At 67.1% G+C, this 16,782-nt stretch carries 12 protein-coding genes; 6 read left to right on the top strand and 6 right to left on the bottom strand.

Annotated elements, in window-relative coordinates; genetic code table 11:
• The first annotated feature begins 60 nt into the window (after positions 1–60).
• Entirely contained in the window at positions 61–1,011 is a 951-nt protein-coding gene (locus P0Y59_12910) for a bifunctional helix-turn-helix transcriptional regulator/GNAT family N-acetyltransferase (protein ID WEJ97868.1), read from the top strand.
• A gap of 139 nt (positions 1,012–1,150) precedes the next feature.
• Here P0Y59_12910 and pepF read toward each other — a convergent pair whose 3' ends face one another.
• From pepF to groES, 5 genes are all read right to left on the bottom strand, one after another.
• Entirely contained in the window at positions 1,151–3,019 is a 1,869-nt protein-coding gene (gene pepF, locus P0Y59_12905) for an oligoendopeptidase F (GenBank protein WEJ97867.1), read from the bottom strand.
• A 115-nt stretch (positions 3,020–3,134) separates the two neighbouring features.
• Complete coding sequence (locus P0Y59_12900) at positions 3,135–4,772, bottom strand: DUF6311 domain-containing protein (GenBank protein WEJ97866.1); 1,638 nt, start codon at positions 4,770–4,772, stop codon at positions 3,135–3,137.
• Positions 4,773–4,835: 63 nt separating this feature from the next.
• A complete protein-coding gene (locus P0Y59_12895; GenBank protein WEJ97865.1) occupies positions 4,836–6,485 on the bottom strand; it encodes a DUF6311 domain-containing protein in 1,650 nt (549 codons plus the stop codon).
• 342 nt (positions 6,486–6,827) lie between these two features.
• On the bottom strand, positions 6,828–8,471 hold the full coding sequence (gene groL / locus P0Y59_12890; GenBank protein ID WEJ97864.1) for a chaperonin GroEL: 1,644 nt from the start codon (positions 8,469–8,471) through the stop codon (positions 6,828–6,830).
• Between the two features lie 58 nt (positions 8,472–8,529).
• Positions 8,530–8,817 (bottom strand): co-chaperone GroES, encoded by a 288-nt coding sequence (groES, locus tag P0Y59_12885; GenBank protein ID WEJ97863.1) that lies wholly within the window; start codon positions 8,815–8,817, stop codon positions 8,530–8,532.
• 246 nt (positions 8,818–9,063) lie between these two features.
• Between groES and sppA the strand changes: the two genes are divergently transcribed.
• Together sppA and P0Y59_12875 are read left to right on the top strand one after the other, a co-directional pair.
• A complete protein-coding gene (gene sppA, locus P0Y59_12880) occupies positions 9,064–10,950 on the top strand; it encodes a signal peptide peptidase SppA (protein WEJ97862.1) in 1,887 nt (628 codons plus the stop codon).
• Positions 10,947–11,510: a GNAT family N-acetyltransferase gene (locus P0Y59_12875; GenBank protein WEJ97861.1), complete on the top strand. Its 564-nt coding sequence runs from the start codon at positions 10,947–10,949 to the stop codon at positions 11,508–11,510. The genes sppA and P0Y59_12875 overlap by 4 nt, the downstream gene beginning before the upstream one ends.
• 38 nt (positions 11,511–11,548) lie before the next feature.
• On the opposite strand, the gene P0Y59_12870 is transcribed toward P0Y59_12875, so the two are convergent.
• Entirely contained in the window at positions 11,549–13,018 is a 1,470-nt protein-coding gene (locus P0Y59_12870; GenBank protein ID WEJ97860.1) for an alpha/beta hydrolase, read from the bottom strand.
• Positions 13,019–13,088: 70 nt separating this feature from the next.
• On the opposite strand from P0Y59_12870, the gene P0Y59_12865 reads away from it, so the two are divergent.
• The 3 genes from P0Y59_12865 to P0Y59_12855 all read left to right on the top strand — a co-directional run bounded on the left by P0Y59_12865 (position 13,089) and on the right by P0Y59_12855 (position 16,659).
• The gene (locus tag P0Y59_12865) at positions 13,089–14,564 is read left to right on the top strand and encodes a LytTR family DNA-binding domain-containing protein (GenBank protein ID WEJ97859.1); all 1,476 of its coding nucleotides are present in this window, start codon (positions 13,089–13,091) and stop codon (positions 14,562–14,564) included.
• A 339-nt stretch (positions 14,565–14,903) separates the two neighbouring features.
• Positions 14,904–15,812 carry an AraC family transcriptional regulator gene (locus tag P0Y59_12860; protein WEJ97858.1) on the top strand — a complete coding sequence of 303 codons (909 nt, stop codon included), beginning with the start codon at positions 14,904–14,906 and terminating at the stop codon, positions 15,810–15,812.
• Between the two features lie 103 nt (positions 15,813–15,915).
• Complete coding sequence (locus P0Y59_12855; GenBank protein ID WEJ97857.1) at positions 15,916–16,659, top strand: SDR family oxidoreductase; 744 nt, start codon at positions 15,916–15,918, stop codon at positions 16,657–16,659.
• The last annotated feature ends 123 nt before the right edge of the window (positions 16,660–16,782 follow it).

Raw genomic sequence — 16,782 nt, 5'->3', positions numbered from 1 at the left:
TGCGCTTGCGGATTAAATGCCGCGTTATATAACCCGTTATGCGTATTTATGGAGCGACGCATGACGAGTGATATCGTTGCCGAACTTGGTCATCTTTTTCTCGGCACCCGACTGAAGCGGCTGGCGGAGCGCATGCAGGCGGAGGTGCAGCGCATTGCCGCGGATGCCGGCCTGCCGATCCAGCCGAGCCATTATCCGGTGCTGGCCGTCATCGAACGCCACGGTGCGCTGACGGTGGGCCAGATCGCCGAGGCGCTGGCCATCAGCCAGCCCGGCGTGACGCGCAACGTGTCGCGCCTGGTCGAGCTTGGCCTGGTCGGGGTGGTGCGGGAAGGGCGGGACCAGCGCCAGAAGCCGCTGTCGCTCACCCCGGCGGGGCAGGCTGCGATGGAGATATCGAAGCGCGAGGTGTGGCCCCGGATCGATATGGCAGTAGCGGCACTGTGCGAGGAACTGGGCGGACCTTTTCTCGGCCAGGTCTCCGCGATCGAACGCGCGCTTGACGACAAGCCGCTGGATCGGCGCGCCGCCGATCTGGGCCTGTCGATCCTGCGCTACTCGGATACGCTTGCCCGGCATTTCCATGACATCAATGCCGAATGGATCGAGGCGATGTACCGGCTTGAACAGACCGACCGGGATGTGCTGGAGAATCCGCGCGAGCGGATCATCGATCCGGGCGGCGACATCCTGTTCGTCGAGGCGGACGGGCTCGGCATCGTCGGTACCTGCGCCTTGCAGAAGACAGGGCCGGGGCAGTTCGAATTGACCAAGATGGGCGTGCTCGCCTCCGCGCGCGGCCGCAAGGCCGGCGAATTCCTGCTTCGCGCCGTCATCACGCGCGCCGCCGACATGGGGGCGGAGACGCTCTATCTGCTCAGCAACCGCAAGAGCGAAGCGGCAATCCATCTCTACGAGAAGCTCGGCTTCGTCCATGACGCCGACATCATGCGCGATTTCGGCGCCCGCTATGAGCGGTGCGACGTCGCCATGCGCTACCGGCGAGCCTAGAGCCGGCACTTCGATTGTCGTCATGCCGGACCTGTTCCGGCATCCACCGATCCGCAAAAGCCTCGGCTTTTGATGTGCGGCGCCATCGACTCCGGGACAGGCCCCCGGGGTTTGAGGGTGGCCCGAACGGCCGCGCCCGTCAGCCCATCAGCGCCTCGACCTGGTCGAGCGTGTCCTTGAACGTCGCGACGACCGCCTGATACGGGGCGGGGCTGGCCATATCGAGGCCGGCGCGCTTCAGGATCTCGACCGGATAGTCGGATCCGCCTGCCTTCAGCACGCCGAGATAATTGTCGCGCTCCTTCGCGCCGCCCTTCAGGATCGAGCGGGCGAAATAGGACGCGGCCGAGATGCAGGTCGCATATTGATAGACGTAGAAGCTCGAATAGAAATGCGGGATATACGCCCATTCGGCGGCATAGGCCGGGTCGATCGCCACCTTCGGGCCGTGGTAGCGCTTCAGCAGGTCGAGATAGATCGCGGTGAACTTCTCGCCCGACAGGCCCTCTCCGGCCTCGGCCTGGTCGTGCACGGTAAGCTCGAACTCGGCGAACATCGCCTGGCGGTAGAAGGTACCGCGCATCGCCTCCAGCTGCTGGCCGAGATAGAAGAGCTTCTCCTCCTTCGTCTTCGCCTGCTTGACCATATAGGCGGCGAGAAGCTGCTCGTTGCAGGTCGAGGCGATCTCGGCGAGGAAGATCGGATAGTCCGACTTGTCATACACCTGGGTCTTGTTGGCGAGCAACGTGTGCATCGCATGGCCCCATTCATGGGCATAGGTGGTCATCCCGTCGTAATTCTCGCCGAGATTGAGCAGCAGATACGGATGCACGTCATAGGCGGCACCCGGGTTCATATAGGCGCCGGATTTCTTGCCGGGCCGGGGCAGCGGGTCGAGCCACTTCGCCGCCGTTGCCTTGGCGAACATCGCGCCATATTCGGGGCCGAGCGGCTTCACCGCCTCGATCACCGTCGTCCGCATCTCCGGCACGGTCACCTTCTTGTCGAGCTGAACCAGCGGCGGATAGATGTCGTAATAGGCCATGTCGGGCAGTTTCAGCATCCGGCGGCGCAGCTCGAAATAGCGGTGGAGCTGGGGCAGGCCCTTATTGGTCTCGGCGACAAGCGACCGGTACACTGCCTCGGGCACGTTGTTGCCTGACAGGAACATCGCCAGCGAGGTTGGATATTTGCGCGCCTTTTTCTGGAAGATATCGGCCTTCACATGGCTGAGATAGGCGGCGCCGAGCGAGCTCTTGAATCGACCATATTCGGCCCAGAAGGTGTCGAACACCAGCTTGCGGTCGGCACGGTTGGGCGCGTCGCGGTTGAGCGTATAGGCCTGGTCGTCGAGCCGGACCTGCTTGCCGGTGGAAAGCGTGACGGTCGGCCAGGGAATGTCCGAGGCGACCAGCTGCTCGCGGATGTCGCGCGCGCCGGAGAAGGGCGAGGACGTGCCGGCGAGGAGGATTTCGCCTTCCGGTGAAAGGATGTGTTCGGTCTGGCGCACGATGTCGGCGAGGTAGAAGTCGAAGCGGCTCCTGAGTATTTGGCTGGCGGCGACGAAGCCGTCGATCTTCCCCTTGCCGAGCGCGAGCAGCTCTGGCGCGATCCAGGACGTGGCTTCGCCGAACGCGGTGAACATGTCGCTCGCCTGGGTCTGTCTTTCCTGGTTGGCCGCGACGCGCAGATCCTCATCGGCCTTCAGGCTGATATAGGTATAGACCCGGCCGGCGACCCGGCCGAGATCGGACTGCGCGACCAGGGCGGCGGCAAGCGCGTCGGCGCTGGTGCCGAGCGTGCCCTTGAACCTGAGCAGGCCGGGGATTTTCGCGAGCACGTCCTTGCGCGCCGCGTCCCATGCGGCGTCGCTGGGATAGAGCTCGCTCAGGTCCCAGGCGGCGACATCGACAGGGGTGCCCTTGTCCTGCGCCCAGGCGGGCATGGCGGCGGCCATCGTGGTGAGGGCGGCGGCGGCAAGGGCCTCGCGGCGCGAAAGATCGGTCATGTGACGGGCTTTCCCCAAAAGTGTCGATTGCAACTACATTGCGCGCTTCGCCCTGATTGGGAAGAGGGTGTGTCAATAAACTAACGCACTTCGGGCCGCGCGATGGCGGGCCGGCTCAACGGCACAAGGTCTGCGGCGGTGCGGGCGTTGCCGGCGGGATGAAGGCGATGCCGTCGAGCATCCGGACGCGCGGCGCGAGCGCCGCGGGCGCGGTCTCGCCCTGATACAGGATGTAGAGCCGCGTGGGATCGATCTGGCCGGCGAGAAAGGCGCGGCGATCGGCATTGATCCGCTGCTGCGCTGACTGCGGCACGCGCGATACGTACATGTGGCGCATCGGGCGGCAGGCGAGCATCGCGCGCCAGCCGATCTCCTCGATCAGCTTCAGGTTGCGGAACGGGTCGGGCGGCTGCATCTCGATGGCTGAGGCGCTCGCGATGACCTGGTCCCAGCGCGGGTCGCGGGTGAGCTGATAGGTGCCGGGCTGCGCCGCGCGGGCGGTGAGGCCCCTGAGCGCGACGAGCATCGGCGTCATGTCGGCGATCTGGAGCACCAGCGCGGCGGCGAGCAGGAGGGTGCGCCGTTCGAGCCGGTAGGCAAGCAGGATCGCGACATAGATCAGCGTATAGGCCACCGGCCAGAACAGCCGGCCCGAGGCACGGACCACGTCGAGCAAGTCGATCAGCGCGCGCGGGAGCGGCACGAACAGGACTTGCTCGCCCTGGAAGAGCACGCCGTTGGTGATCGCGAGCAGGGTCAGCGCGGCATAGGCGGGCAGCAGCCAGCGAAGCTCGACGGTCGGAATCGCGACGGATGATGCAGGGAGCGATTTCTTCCGGCCGATGATCACGCTGGCCATCGCGACGACGACCAGCAGGATCAGCCCGGCCCCGAGATACTGATAGCCTTCGAAGCCCCGGCCCTGGTCGTTGAGGGTCGACGGAAAGAACAGGCTGTATCCCGGATTGGCTGGGTTGATCAGCGCGTCGAGCGCCATCGGGAAGGCGCCATAGGTGCCGGTGGAGACGGGCGGATCGGCCAGGCCGTGCAGCAGCGCGAGACCGGCCACCCCGGCCATCACCACCCCGATCAGCCCTGCGGCACGGCGACGATCCGCCCCGCTCCCGGTCGCGATCTCGCGCAGCATCGCGCTGCCCCAGATCGCGCCGACCAGCAGCAGCATATAGCTGTGGACCAGCCCCGCCACGCCGATCACCGCCAGCCACTGAGTCCAGCGCCGGGACCGGTCGCGATCGAGGAAGATCCACAGCGCCCACAGGATCAGCCAGTGCGAGCAGAGATTCGAGTGGACCGAACGGTTGTACAGCGCCGGCAACAGGGTGAGCAGGGCGGTGCCGAGCCATGCGCTGGAGAAATCCGGCGCCCTGTCGCGCAGCAGCAGCCAGGCGAAGCGCACATGCAGGGCAAGGCTGATCAGCAGCCACCAGCCGATGAACTGCACCCCCGCCGGCAGGAGCGGCGCGAAGGGTTTCAGCAGCAGCCCCAGCAGCGGGTTGCTGTCCATCATCAGCAGGTGGATTCCTTCCGGCGCCAGCACCAGCGGCGTGCCGGTGCCGGGCCAGTTCCCCGCGCGCAGATAGGCGGCGAGCCCCAGCGCGTTCGGGCCCCAGTCCTGGCCGCTCAGCACCCAGCCGACATTGGCGATGTCCAGCGTCGCCGGGTTGATCCAGGCCAGAAATGCGCCCGCGACGATCGCCGACAGGGCCAGGAATCGGAGAAGCGGAGCGGGCATTGGCTGCTTCTGCCCGATCAGCGCGACCATATGGTTAACGCAGGGGCCGGCCGGCGCGCGGCATCATCGCGCGGGGCCGGGCGGGATGATTGAGACGCCATCGAGTTTTCGCACACGGCTGGCAAGCGCGGGCGGCGGCATGCTGTCGAGCAGCACGTAGAGCCGGTGCGGGTCGGTCTGGCCCATCACGAACGCGGCGCTATCCACCCTGAGGCGGCGGCGCACCGTGACCGGCTCGCGCGAGGCGTAGAAGAAACTGACCGGCTTGCCCGCGACGATCGCGCGCCAGGTGATTTCCTCGAGCAGCGCCAGGTCGCGATACATTTCGGGCGGCTCGAACTGAACCATGTCGGCCCGGGCGATCAGCGCGTCCCATCGCGGATCGAGCGTGCGGCGATAGGGGCTTGTCCGCTCGGCAGCCGCCCCGCTGCCCCGCGCCGAAGCGAGTAGCGGCATCATGTCGACAACCTGGAGCAGGAGCGCGCCCGCCAGCAGCCATGTGCCGAACCGCATCCGGGCGACCACCACGATCGCCGCGAAGGCGAGGGTATAGAGCACCGGCCAGAACATCCGGCCTGACGCGCGGATCGGATCGAGCGCTGCGGCGGCCCAGTCGGGCAGGGGCAGCGTCGCGATCACCGCGCCGCGCCAGATCAGGTGCGGCGCGACGGCGACGAGCGTCAGCACGGCGAAGGCCGGCAGCAGCCAGGCGAGGCGATTGAACAGGCCGTCGCTCCGGAGTTCCGAGTGGCGGCGGATGCCATGGAACAGCGCGACGGCGACGAGGACGAGCAGGCCGAGGCCAAGGTAGTTCATCCCCTCAAGCGCCTGTGCCGGGTCGAGCGCCCTGGCGGGGAGAAGCGCCGAATAGGTGCCCGTATTGGGATTCCACAATGCGTCGAGCGCCATAGAGAAACCGCCATAGCCGCCGACCGCGACGGTCGGCTCGCTGACGGTGCCGATCATCAGCGGGACGATCAGCAGCGGCGCCACCACGATGGCGACATCCCCGATCATCGCCGTGCGCGCGGCGCCGTCGGGGGCAAGCACTGCCTGCCGGAGCATGGCGCTTGCCCAGATCGCCGCGACCATCACCAGGATATAGGGGTGAATCAGGATCGCGGCGGTGATGACCGCCACCCACCAGCCCGGGCGTGCCGATCGTCGGGCATCGACATAGATCCACAGCGCCCACAGGATCAGCCATTGCGCGCACAGATTGACGTGCCCGAAGCGTGCCAGCAGCACCGGCATCAGGGTCAGCAGCGCCGCGCCGAGCCAGGTCGCCAGCGGCGTCGGGGCGAAGCGCCTGACCAGCGCCGCGGCGAAGGCGGTGTGGAGCAGGATGCAGGCAAGCAGCCAGAAGCCGAGATACTGGATGCCGACCGGCAGCACCGAGGCGAAGGGGCGCAGCAGCAGGCCAAGCAGGGGGTTGCTATCGATCAGCGCGAGCGGGATTCCGTCGGGCGCCATCAGCATGGTCGAGCGGAGCGACGGCCAGGCCGGCGGGGACCGCAGATAAGAAGCGAGACCGATGACTGCCTGGCCGTGATCATTGCCATCGAGCAGCCAGGCGAGGCGAGTCGGGTTGAGAACCGCCGCGTTCTGCCAGGCGAAGAAGACAGCCATGCTCAGGGCGAGCCAAGGCAGGATCCAGGTGAGCAGGCGACGCATCGGGGGTGAGTCATGGCGGAGCGCAGGCCGAAAATCCATGCGCCTTATTCCTCCCCCGGGAACCGGGGGAGGGGGACCGCCCGCTTCTTCAGCGGGTGGTGGAGGGGGCTTGGGACTTGGAGTATCAGCCCAGTGCTCAAACCCCCTCCACCTTTCGCCGGAAGAGGCGAAGGGTCCCCCTCCTCCGCAGGGCGAGGGAGAAATAGAAAAAGGGCCGGAGGTTTCCCTCCGGCCCTTCTCTTTTTCCAGCCGGTGGGCCGGGAGGTCTGGATCGGCGCGGGCAAAGCCCGCGCTTTCGTCGGACGGGTTCGGCGGCTTGCCGCCGACCCGCCGTCCGTTCCGATTTCGTGTCGGGACCAGCTGCGCTGTTCCCGTCCGAAATCAGAAGTCCATGCCGCCCATGCCGCCCATGCCGCCGCCGCCCATGGGCATGGCGGGCTTGTCTTCCGGCAGCTCGGACACGGCGGCTTCCGTCGTGATGAGCAGGCCGGAGACCGAGGCTGCGTCCTGCAGCGCGGTGCGGACGACCTTGGTCGGGTCGATCACGCCGCTGTCGACGAGGTTCTCGTACTGGTCGGTCTGGGCGTTGAAGCCCTGGGTCGGGTCGTTGCCCTCGAGCAGCTTGCCCGAGATCACCGCGCCGTCATGGCCAGCGTTCGAGGCGATCTGACGGACCGGAGCATAGAGCGCCTTGCGGACGATATCGATGCCGCGGGTCTGGTCGTCATTGCCGCCCTTGAGGCCTTCCAGCGCCTTGGTGGCATAGAGGAGCGCCGTGCCGCCGCCGGGGACGATGCCCTCTTCGACTGCCGCGCGGGTCGCGTGGAGAGCGTCGTCGACGCGATCCTTGCGCTCCTTGACCTCGACCTCGGTCGAACCGCCGACCTTGATCACGGCAACGCCGCCGGCGAGCTTGGCGAGACGCTCCTGGAGCTTCTCGCGGTCGTAATCGCTGGTGGTGTTCTCGATCTGCTGGCGGATCGCATCGGTGCGGCCCTTGATCGCGTCATGGTCGCCCGCACCATCGACGATGGTGGTGTTGTCCTTGTCGATCGTGACTCGCTTGGCCTGGCCGAGCATGCCGACCGTGACCGACTCGAGCTTGATGCCCAGATCTTCCGAGATCATCTCGCCCTTGGTCAGGATCGCGATGTCCTCGAGCATCGCCTTGCGACGATCGCCGAAGCCGGGTGCCTTCACCGCTGCGACCTTCAGGCCGCCGCGCAGCTTGTTGACGACGAGCGTGGCGAGAGCCTCGCCCTCGATGTCCTCGGCGATGATCAGGAGCGGACGGCCCGACTGGACGACTGCTTCCAGGATCGGGAGCATCGCCTGCAGGTTCGACAGCTTCTTCTCATGGATCAGGATGTACGGATCGTTCAGCTCGACCGACATCTTCTCCGGGTTGGTGATGAAGTAGGGCGACAGATAGCCGCGGTCGAACTGCATGCCCTCGACGACGTCGAGCTCGAATTCAAGACCCTTCGCTTCCTCGACGGTGATCACGCCTTCCTTGCCGACCTTCTCCATCGCCTCGGCGATCTTCTCGCCGACGACGGTGTCGCCGTTAGCCGAGATGATGCCGACCTGGGCGATTTCCTTGGTACCCGAGACGGGCTTGGAACGTGCCTTGAGGTCCTTGACGACTTCGACGACCGCGAGGTCGATGCCGCGCTTCAGGTCCATCGGGTTCATGCCGGCCGCGACCGACTTCATGCCCTCGCGGACGATCGCCTGGGCGAGAACGGTCGCGGTGGTGGTGCCGTCGCCGGCGACGTCGTTGGTCTTCGAGGCCACTTCGCGCAGCATCTGCGCGCCCATGTTCTCGAACTTGTCCTTCAGCTCGATCTCCTTGGCGACGGTGACGCCGTCCTTGGTGATGCGCGGTGCGCCGAACGACTTGTCGATCACGACGTTGCGGCCCTTCGGCCCAAGCGTGACCTTCACTGCGTCGGCGAGGATGTCCACGCCGCGGAGAATGCGCTCACGCGCGTCACGCGAAAATTTTACGTCCTTGGCTGCCATGTGAGGGCTACCCTTTCAGATTGGAAGTTGAGGAAGCTTGGAAGATCGAAGTCTGGGTTCAGCCGACGATGCCAAGGATATCGGATTCCTTCATGATCAGCAGGTCTTCACCGTCGATCTTGACCTCGGTGCCGGACCATTTGCCGAACAGGATCTTGTCGCCGGCCTTGACGTCCAGCGGGGTGATCGTGCCGTCGTCGGCGCGGGCGCCGGTGCCGACGGAGACGACTTCGCCTTCCTGCGGCTTTTCCTTGGCGGTCTCGGGGATGATGATCCCGCCCGCGGTCTTCTCTTCAGCCTCTACGCGGCGGACGAGGACGCGGTCGTGCAACGGACGAAAGGTCATATGCGCTAGTCCCTTTTCTTGGGGTCGTGATTGGTTGTTAGCACTCGCCAAAGGTGAGTGCCAGCGACGTGCATATGTGCTCGCCCCTGCCCTGCGTCAACGGTTCGCCGCCTGAAAAAAGCCACCGGTTGTCGCCGCGTCGTTCCGCCGTGCCCCGGGTGGGCTACGGGCAGGCAGGGAAGTTTACTCCCGCACGGGCTTGCTCTAGCGGTGAAGGCGCAACCGCATATGCAGGGGAACGGCGAAGTGAAACTGGTTCGGGGCGCCTGGAAGATCCTGGTCGGCATCAAGGACGGACTTGTCCTGATCGCCATGCTCATCTTCTTCGGCCTGCTGTTCGGCGCGCTGTCAGCGAAGCCCGGGCCCACCGCGATCCGCGATGGCGCGCTGCTGCTGCGGCTCGACGGCCAGATCGTCGAGCAGCCCGTTGAATCGGATGCGTTCGCGACGCTCGGCGGCGCCGCGCCAGTGCGCCAGTATCGCCTGCGCGACCTGGTCCGCGCGCTCGACAAGGCAAAAGACGACGATCGGGTGAAGGCGGTCGTGCTCGATCTCGACTCGTTCGGTGGCGGCTATCCCGCGGCAGTCGATGAGGTCGCCAATGCCGTGCGCCGCGTGCGCGACGGCGGCAAGCCGGTGCTGGCCTATGCCACCGCCTATACCGATTCCGGCTATCGCCTCGCCGCCAATGCCAGCGAAGTCTGGATGAGCCCGATGGGCGGCACCCTGTTCATGGGGCCGGGCGGATCGCAGCTTTACTACAAGGGGCTGATCGACAAGCTGGGCGTCAACGCCCACGTCTATCGCGTCGGCAAGTATAAATCCTTTGTCGAGCCCTATACCCGGACCGACGCCTCGCCCGAGGCGAAGGAAGAAAATCTCAAGCTGTACGGCGTGCTGTTCGGGCAGTGGCAGGAAGCGATCGCCAAGGCGCGGCCCAAGGCAAAGGTCGCCGATTTCCTGAGCAAGCCGGGCGAGGTGATCGCCGCGGTGAAGGGCGATATCGCCAAGGCCAATCTGCAGGCCGGGCTGGTCGACAAGCTCGGCACCCGGTTCGACTTCAACAAGCGCGTGGCGGAGATTGCCGGGTCCGACAGCAGCAAGGCGCCGGGCAATTTCAACACGATCAAATATGCCGCCTATGTCGAGGCGAACCCGCTGCCGACCGGCGGCGACGCGATCGGCGTGCTGACCATCGCCGGCGACATCGTCGACGGCAAGTCGGGCAGCGGCAGCGCCGGGGCGGATACCGTCGCCAAGGCGCTGCTCGACGGGCTGGCGAAGAAAAGCCTGAAGGCGCTGGTGGTGCGGGTCGATTCGCCCGGCGGCTCGGCGCTCGCGTCCGAGGATATGCGCCGCGCGATCATGGAGGCGAAGGCGCAGAAGCTGCCGATCGTCGTCTCGATGGGCAGCCTTGCCGCCTCGGGCGGCTATTGGGTGTCGACCGCGGGCGACGTGATCTTCGCCCAGCCGAGCACCATCACCGGGTCGATCGGCATCTTCGGCATCATCCCCTCGTTCGAGAACACGCTGAAGAAGATCGGCGTCACCACCGACGGGGTGAAGACGACGCCGCTGTCCGGCCAGCCCGACGTGATGGGCGGCTTCACGGCGGAGACCGATGCGATCTTCCAGGCGGGGATCGAGAATGGCTATCGCCAGTTCATCACCCGCGTGTCGGAGGCGCGCAAGCTCAGCCCGGCACGGGTCGACGAGATCGGCCAGGGCCGGGTGTGGGACGGCGGCACCGCGCGGCAGATCGGGCTGGTCGATCGTTTCGGCGGGCTGAAGGACGCGATCGACGAGGCGGCGAAACGCGCCGGGCTGAAGCCCGACGCTGTCCATGCCGAATATCTCGAAAAGAAGCCGGCATGGTTCGGCAGGTTCGTCCAGAAGCTGATCGGGCCGGGTGACGATGACGACAGCGCGAGCGGGGAGGGCGCCGACGCCTTCACCAGGATCGCGGCGGAGCGCAGGGCGGTCTTCGCCCGCGCGCTGGGCGACGTGAAGCGAATCGGCACCGGCGCCGCGATCCAGGCGCGCTGTCTTGAGTGTGACGGCCTGGGCGGGCCGGCCGCGTCGGCTTCAGACATCAAGCTCATGGATTTCGTACTCGCAAAGGTGACTCAATGATCGCAATCCGTTCCGCCAGACCTGAGGATGCAGCGGCCATCGCCGCAATCTATGCGCCTTATGTCGAGACGGGCACCGTATCGTTCGAGCTCGAGCCGCCGGACGCGCGCTCGATGCGGACTCGCATGCACGCCTCGGACGGGCTCTATCCCTGGCTTGTCGTCACCAATGGCGACGAGGAGGGCGGGGTGCTCGGCTATGCCTATGCGACCAAGTTCCGCGACCGGCCCGCGTATAAATATATCGTCGAGACATCAGTCTATCTCGCCAGCGGAACCCAGGGCCAGGGCAATGGCCGCCAGCTCTACGAGGCGCTGGTCGCGACCTTGCGCGTGCAGGGCTTCACGCATGCGATCGGCGCGATCGCGCTGCCCAACGATCATTCGATCCGCCTGCACGAATCGGTCGGCTTCCGCCGCACCGGCGTGCTGCGCGAGGTCGGCTACAAGCAGGGCCGCTGGATCGATGTCGGCTTCTGGCAGCGCGAACTGAACGCGGCGACCATCCCGCCGCTGGAGCCCAGGCCGTTCAGCGATGTCGGGCTCGTGCGGAACGGATGAGCCTCTTGCCCCTCTCCCGGCGGGAGAGGGGCGGGCGATCACGCCAGCTTGAAGGTCGGCGGCGGCAGGGTCAGCCGGGTGTCGGCCACGGCCTCGCCGCTGAAGAACCGCACCAGCAGCGGCTGTACCTCGGGATGGGCCTCGAACACATTGTGGCCTGCGTTCTCGACGATCACCCGGGACTTGCGCCGGAACTGGGCCGCCACCTCGTCCTGTTCGGCCAGCGGCGTGCGGCCGTCGAGCGAACCGGCGATCAGCAGGGCGGGATGGTCGATGCGGAACGGCGCCCGGAAGCCTTCGCCCAGGTCGACACCGGGGATGGCGCCGAGCAGTTGCGGCATCGGGAAGTTCAGCGTCTCGCCCAGCACGGCGGTCCGCGCCTCGCGCCGCACCTGCGCCAGCCGGCGCGGCGAGATTCCGGATGCCAGGTCCATTGCCTCGGGCATGCCCCTCAGGCTCAGCAACCCGGCCACGTCGCCGATGAACGGGGCCAGCGCGGCGGTCCGGCCGGCGTCCAGCGCGAGGTACAGGGCCGGTAGCATGGCCAGGGTGCGGGGATTGGCGATCAGCCCGCCCGCCAGCATCTGGACGCCGAAGCCGCCCATCCTGATCTCGGTCGGCGCGCCGTTCAGCTTGACCGGCGTCAGGGCCGGCTGTGCTTCCAGCCTGGTGTGAACGCGGCGCATCAGCGCCGGCAGATCGGGGATCGCCGCGCGGACGGCGGGGTCGGCATCGAGCAGGGCGTCCACCTGGCGCAGATAGGCGTCGATCCGCGCCGGCCGCTTCACCGTCTGGTCCTGCCCCTCGAGGCTGGACAGCGCCACGCGGTTCACCCTGCCGCCGTGCCGCTTGAGGATGCTGAGCGCCAGGTGAGAGCCGTAGCTGGTGCCCCAGAGGTCGATCTCCTCCGCGCCCAGATGGCGTCGCAGGTCGTCGATGTCGTCGGCGCTCTGTTCGGTGTTGTAGCCGGCCATGGCCACGCCGGCCCTGGTCCAGTCGGCCCAGGCGCTCTGGAGTTCCGAGCGGAAATAGGGCGTCAGCCCTGCCTCGGTGAACACGGGCGGCGTGCGCGCCGAGGCCGGCCGCTCCGGGATGGTGCTGGACAGGCCGGTGCCGCGCTGGTCGAACGCGATGACGTCGGCCACCGCGCGCAAGGCCATGAAGATCGGAAAGCGCGGTCCGGTCGCCGCGCCTGTCGCTTCGCCGCCCGGTCCTCCCGCCAGATAGACGATCGGCGGGCCCGGTCTGGCTGCCGTCGACGGGAACCTGACATAGCCAAGGCGGATCTTCCGCGAGTGGGAATCGCGGCGGTCCTCCGGAACTTCGAAATAGCTGCGCTCCGCGTCGGTCTCCTCGCCGCGCCAGCCCTTGAAGCGGAACGGGCCGGCGTCCGGGGAAGGCGCCGGCTGGGGCGCCGCCTGGGCAGAGGCCCGGGCGATCGCCAGGGCGGGGAGGGCGAGGGCGGCGGCAGCGAGCACGGCGCGGCGGTTGAGCGATATGTTTGACATGCCCCCGGCTGAGCCGTTTGCGCCGCCGTCCGCCACCCCGCTTCGGTCAATGTCGTCCGGTCATCGGCGAATGGCGGTGCATCTCGGTGAGCGGCGGCCTAGAGGGGCGCGCATGTGGCGAATCCTGTTCCTCTCCGTTTTCCTGATGATCCCCGTGACCGCGGCCCGAGCCCAGGACCTGTCATGGCAAGCCTGTCACGGCACGGTCGGTCCGGCCGGCCCGGTGCTGAGCGACTGTCGCCCGATCCGGGATGTCGTTGATCCTCAAGGCCGTGAGCTCTGGATTCGGTCTGTCGTCGGCGCCCCGGCCGACACCCTGCCGCGTATCCTCTATGTGGCCGGCGTCGCCTCGTCCGAGGCGTGGTTCAATGGCCGGCGCCTGGGCGTCAATGGCCGTCCCGGCGCCACCGCGCAGGCCGAGGTTCCGGGACGCTACCAGGCGATCTTTCCGATCCCCGAGGCAGCCTGGCGGCCCAGCGGGAACATGCTGGTGCTTCACCTGTCGTCCTTCCATGGAGGCCTGCGTTTCGCTCGCCCGATGAGCGCCATCGCCGTCGGCCCCTATCCCTTTCCGCCACGCATCGCGCCGCTGGCCGTCACCTTCGTGGCGGCCGGCGCCCTGCTGGCTGCTGCGTTCGGCTTCGCCGTCATCCACGCCATGCGCCGCACCGGGTCCAGCCTGATCCTCGCCGCCTTGGCCGGGGTCGCGGCCCTGCAGGCCGTCGTGGAAAGCTTGCGGGCGCTGTTGGACTATTCCTATCCCCTGCACGCTTGGCGGATGAGCATCATCTGGGTGCTGGCGGCGGCCTTCGCGATCCTGCTGGTAAGCTATGTCGCCACCCGGTTCCTGCCCGGGAAGCGCCGCCTGATGATCGGCCTGGCCCTGGGGGCGGTCGGCGCCACGGCGCTGCTTCCGGGTTTCGACACGAAGACGGTCGGGGCGCTGATCCTGGGGGTGGCGCTCGCCGCCGTGCCGGCCGCGGCGGGCGTGCATCGGCGTGCCCCCGGCGCGCGGCCGACCCTTGCCTATCTGGCGCTGTTCCTCGCGCTTGCTTTCGGGTTCCCCGAATGGCTTGCCGACCTCTCCTATTTCCTGCTCGCCGCCGGGCTGGTGCTGCCGCTGCTGATGGTCGAGGTCGTGCGCCTCGGCCGCGAGGATCGCGGGCGGGAGGCTGCCCTGACCCGCGCCGCCAGCCGCCCCGACCGCCTGACCGTCGCCTCGGCGCGGGGCGTCGAGCTGGTGCCCGTCGCCGAGATCCTCGCGGTGGTTGGGGCCGACGACTATGTCGAGCTGCGGCTGGTCGGCGGCCGCAGCCTGCTGCACGCCGCGCGTCTCGACGGGCTGGTGACCGAGTTGCCGGCAAGCTTCCTGCGCGTCCACCGGTCGGTGATCGCCAACCTGGCCCAGGTGCAGCGCCTGGAGCGCGACGGCGATCGCTGGCGGCTGCACCTGAGCGAGGGCGCGCCGCTGCCCGTCAGCCGCTCCCGCCAGCCAGCCCTGCGCGAGGCGCTTGACGTTCCTTCCCTCGTGGCGGTGCCGGCGTAGCGGGGAAACCGGGCACGGACCTTGTCGGAGGGGTGATATGGCTCACGCAGAGGCGCAGAGGACGCTGAGAAGGTCCGGCCAGCGGCACGGGCGGTTTGCGATGAGGAGACGTCCACAGACAGGCGGCTTGCCGGCGCACGATGGTTGGTCCGGAAAGGACCTCCGTGTTCTCTGCGCCCTCTGCGCGAACCCTCCTCTTTGCTTGGGTCGTGCCAATGAGGTGAATGGCGGTCCGGGCGGCCGCTCGAACCGCCGCATCAAGATCGAGCATAACCCGCATGGACTGGTGGACAAGCTTTTCTATAAGCTATTGGCGATATTTCATTATGGATCGTCTATATGGACCCGCTTAGCGACGTCATTGCGCTTCTCCGCCCCGGCACGGCGATCTCCAAGCCGATCACCGGGCGGGGCCGGTGGAGCGTGCGATACGCCGCTCATGATGCGCCCGGCTTCACGATCATCCTTGAAGGGGAATGCTGGATCGCCTTCGACGGGAAGGAACCGGTCAGGTTCGGGAAGGGGGACTTCCTCCTTCTGCCCTCGACACCCCCGTTTTCGCTGAGCAGCCATCCGGGAATCGAGGGCGCGTTTCGGGAGCCGATGGACGTCCCCGTCAGGCATGGCGATCAGGAAGGAGAGCCCGATTTCGTCTCGCTCGGTGGGACGTTCTGCATCGAGCAGGCCAATGCCGCCCTGCTGCTCGCGCTGTTGCCGAGCGTCATTCACATCCCGGCGTCGCAGGGTCGCGCGGACAGGCTCGGCACGGTGATCGGGCTCATCATGGAAGAATGCGGGCGCGACGATCCCGGCAAGGACATGATCCTGCAGCGGCTGCTCGAAATCCTGCTCGTGGAAGCGCTGCGGTGGCGCGGCATGGATTCAGGCGTGGCTGGACTGCTCGGCGGGATGCGCGATCCGCTCCTCGCCCGCGTTCTGCGCGCGATGCATGCGGACGTCCGGGCAGGCTGGACGGTCGCTGAACTCGCCGGGATTGCCGGCCTTTCGCGCTCCGCGTTTGCCGCTCGCTTCGGGGATGCGCTCGGGTGCGGCCCGATCGAATATCTGGGTCGCTGGCGCATGGCGCTGGCAAAGGACTCCCTCATCCGGGGCGCAAAGACGCTCGACAGGATCGCCGACGAGATCGGCTATGAATCCGCAAGTGCCTTCAGCACCGCGTTCCGGAAACGGCTTGGGTGCTCGCCCGGAAAATTCGCTCGAAGCGTTCCGATCACAGAGGCGGCTTGATCGGCAAAATCTGGACGATTGGACAATATATAAGGAGTTTTGATTATATTTCATCCTGCCGGCTGAGCCTATCAGGGATCATCGCAACCAGATGGAGGTCCCAATGCAAACGATCCTGATCACCGGCACATCTTCGGGCTACGGCCTCGAAACCGCCCGACACTTCCTGACCAATGGCTGGAACGTCATCGCCGCCATGCGGACGCCCAACCCCGACGTTCTGCCCCGGTCCGAAAGGCTGCGGATCTTGCCGCTCGACGTCACCAGCGATGATAGCATCGCCGCCGCGATCGAGGCGGCCGGGCCGATCGACGTTCTCGTCAACAACGCGGGCATCGGTGTCGTCGGCGCCTTCGAAGCGACGCCCATGGCGCATATCCGCAAGGTGTTCGACACCAACACGCTGGGCACGATGGCCATGGTGCAGGCAGTGATCCCGCAGATGCGGGAGCGCCGCTCGGGCACGATCGTCAATGTGACGTCAAGCGTCACGCTGGCGCCGATGCCCCTGGCGGCCGCGTACACCGCCAGCAAGGAAGCGATCGAGGGCTTCACCGCTTCCCTGGCGCACGAACTGGCCTGTTTCGATATCCGCGCCAGGCTCATCGAGCCGGGCTACGCCCCGACCACGCGCTTTGCGGAGAACGGCACCATTCCCATCGAGGAGCTGATTCCGGCTGCCTATGCCGATTTCGCGGCGCCGATCTTCGCCGCCTTCAGCCAGCCGGCCCTGACCACCAGGGAAACCGACGTCGCCGAGGCAGTCTGGGCTGCGGTCAACGATATGACGGGCCGGCTCCGTTTTCCCGCCGGCGCTGACGCGGTGGCGCTGGCCAACGCGGGCTAAAAGCCTCCCGGTCCGCGCAACGGCCGGGCGGCGGAGGTTCCCGCTCGACCTCCGCCGCCCGGCCAGGCGACATGAGGGGGGCGGGCGAGGCGCGGCCGATTCACACATAGCCACCCACCCGTT

Origin of the sequence: Candidatus Sphingomonas phytovorans (genome assembly GCA_029202385.1) — a bacterium.
GTDB classification, from domain to species: domain Bacteria; phylum Pseudomonadota; class Alphaproteobacteria; order Sphingomonadales; family Sphingomonadaceae; genus Sphingomonas; species Sphingomonas phytovorans.
The sequence above is the reverse complement of the archived record's forward strand: the minus strand, read 5'-3'. Positions and strand labels throughout refer to the sequence as shown.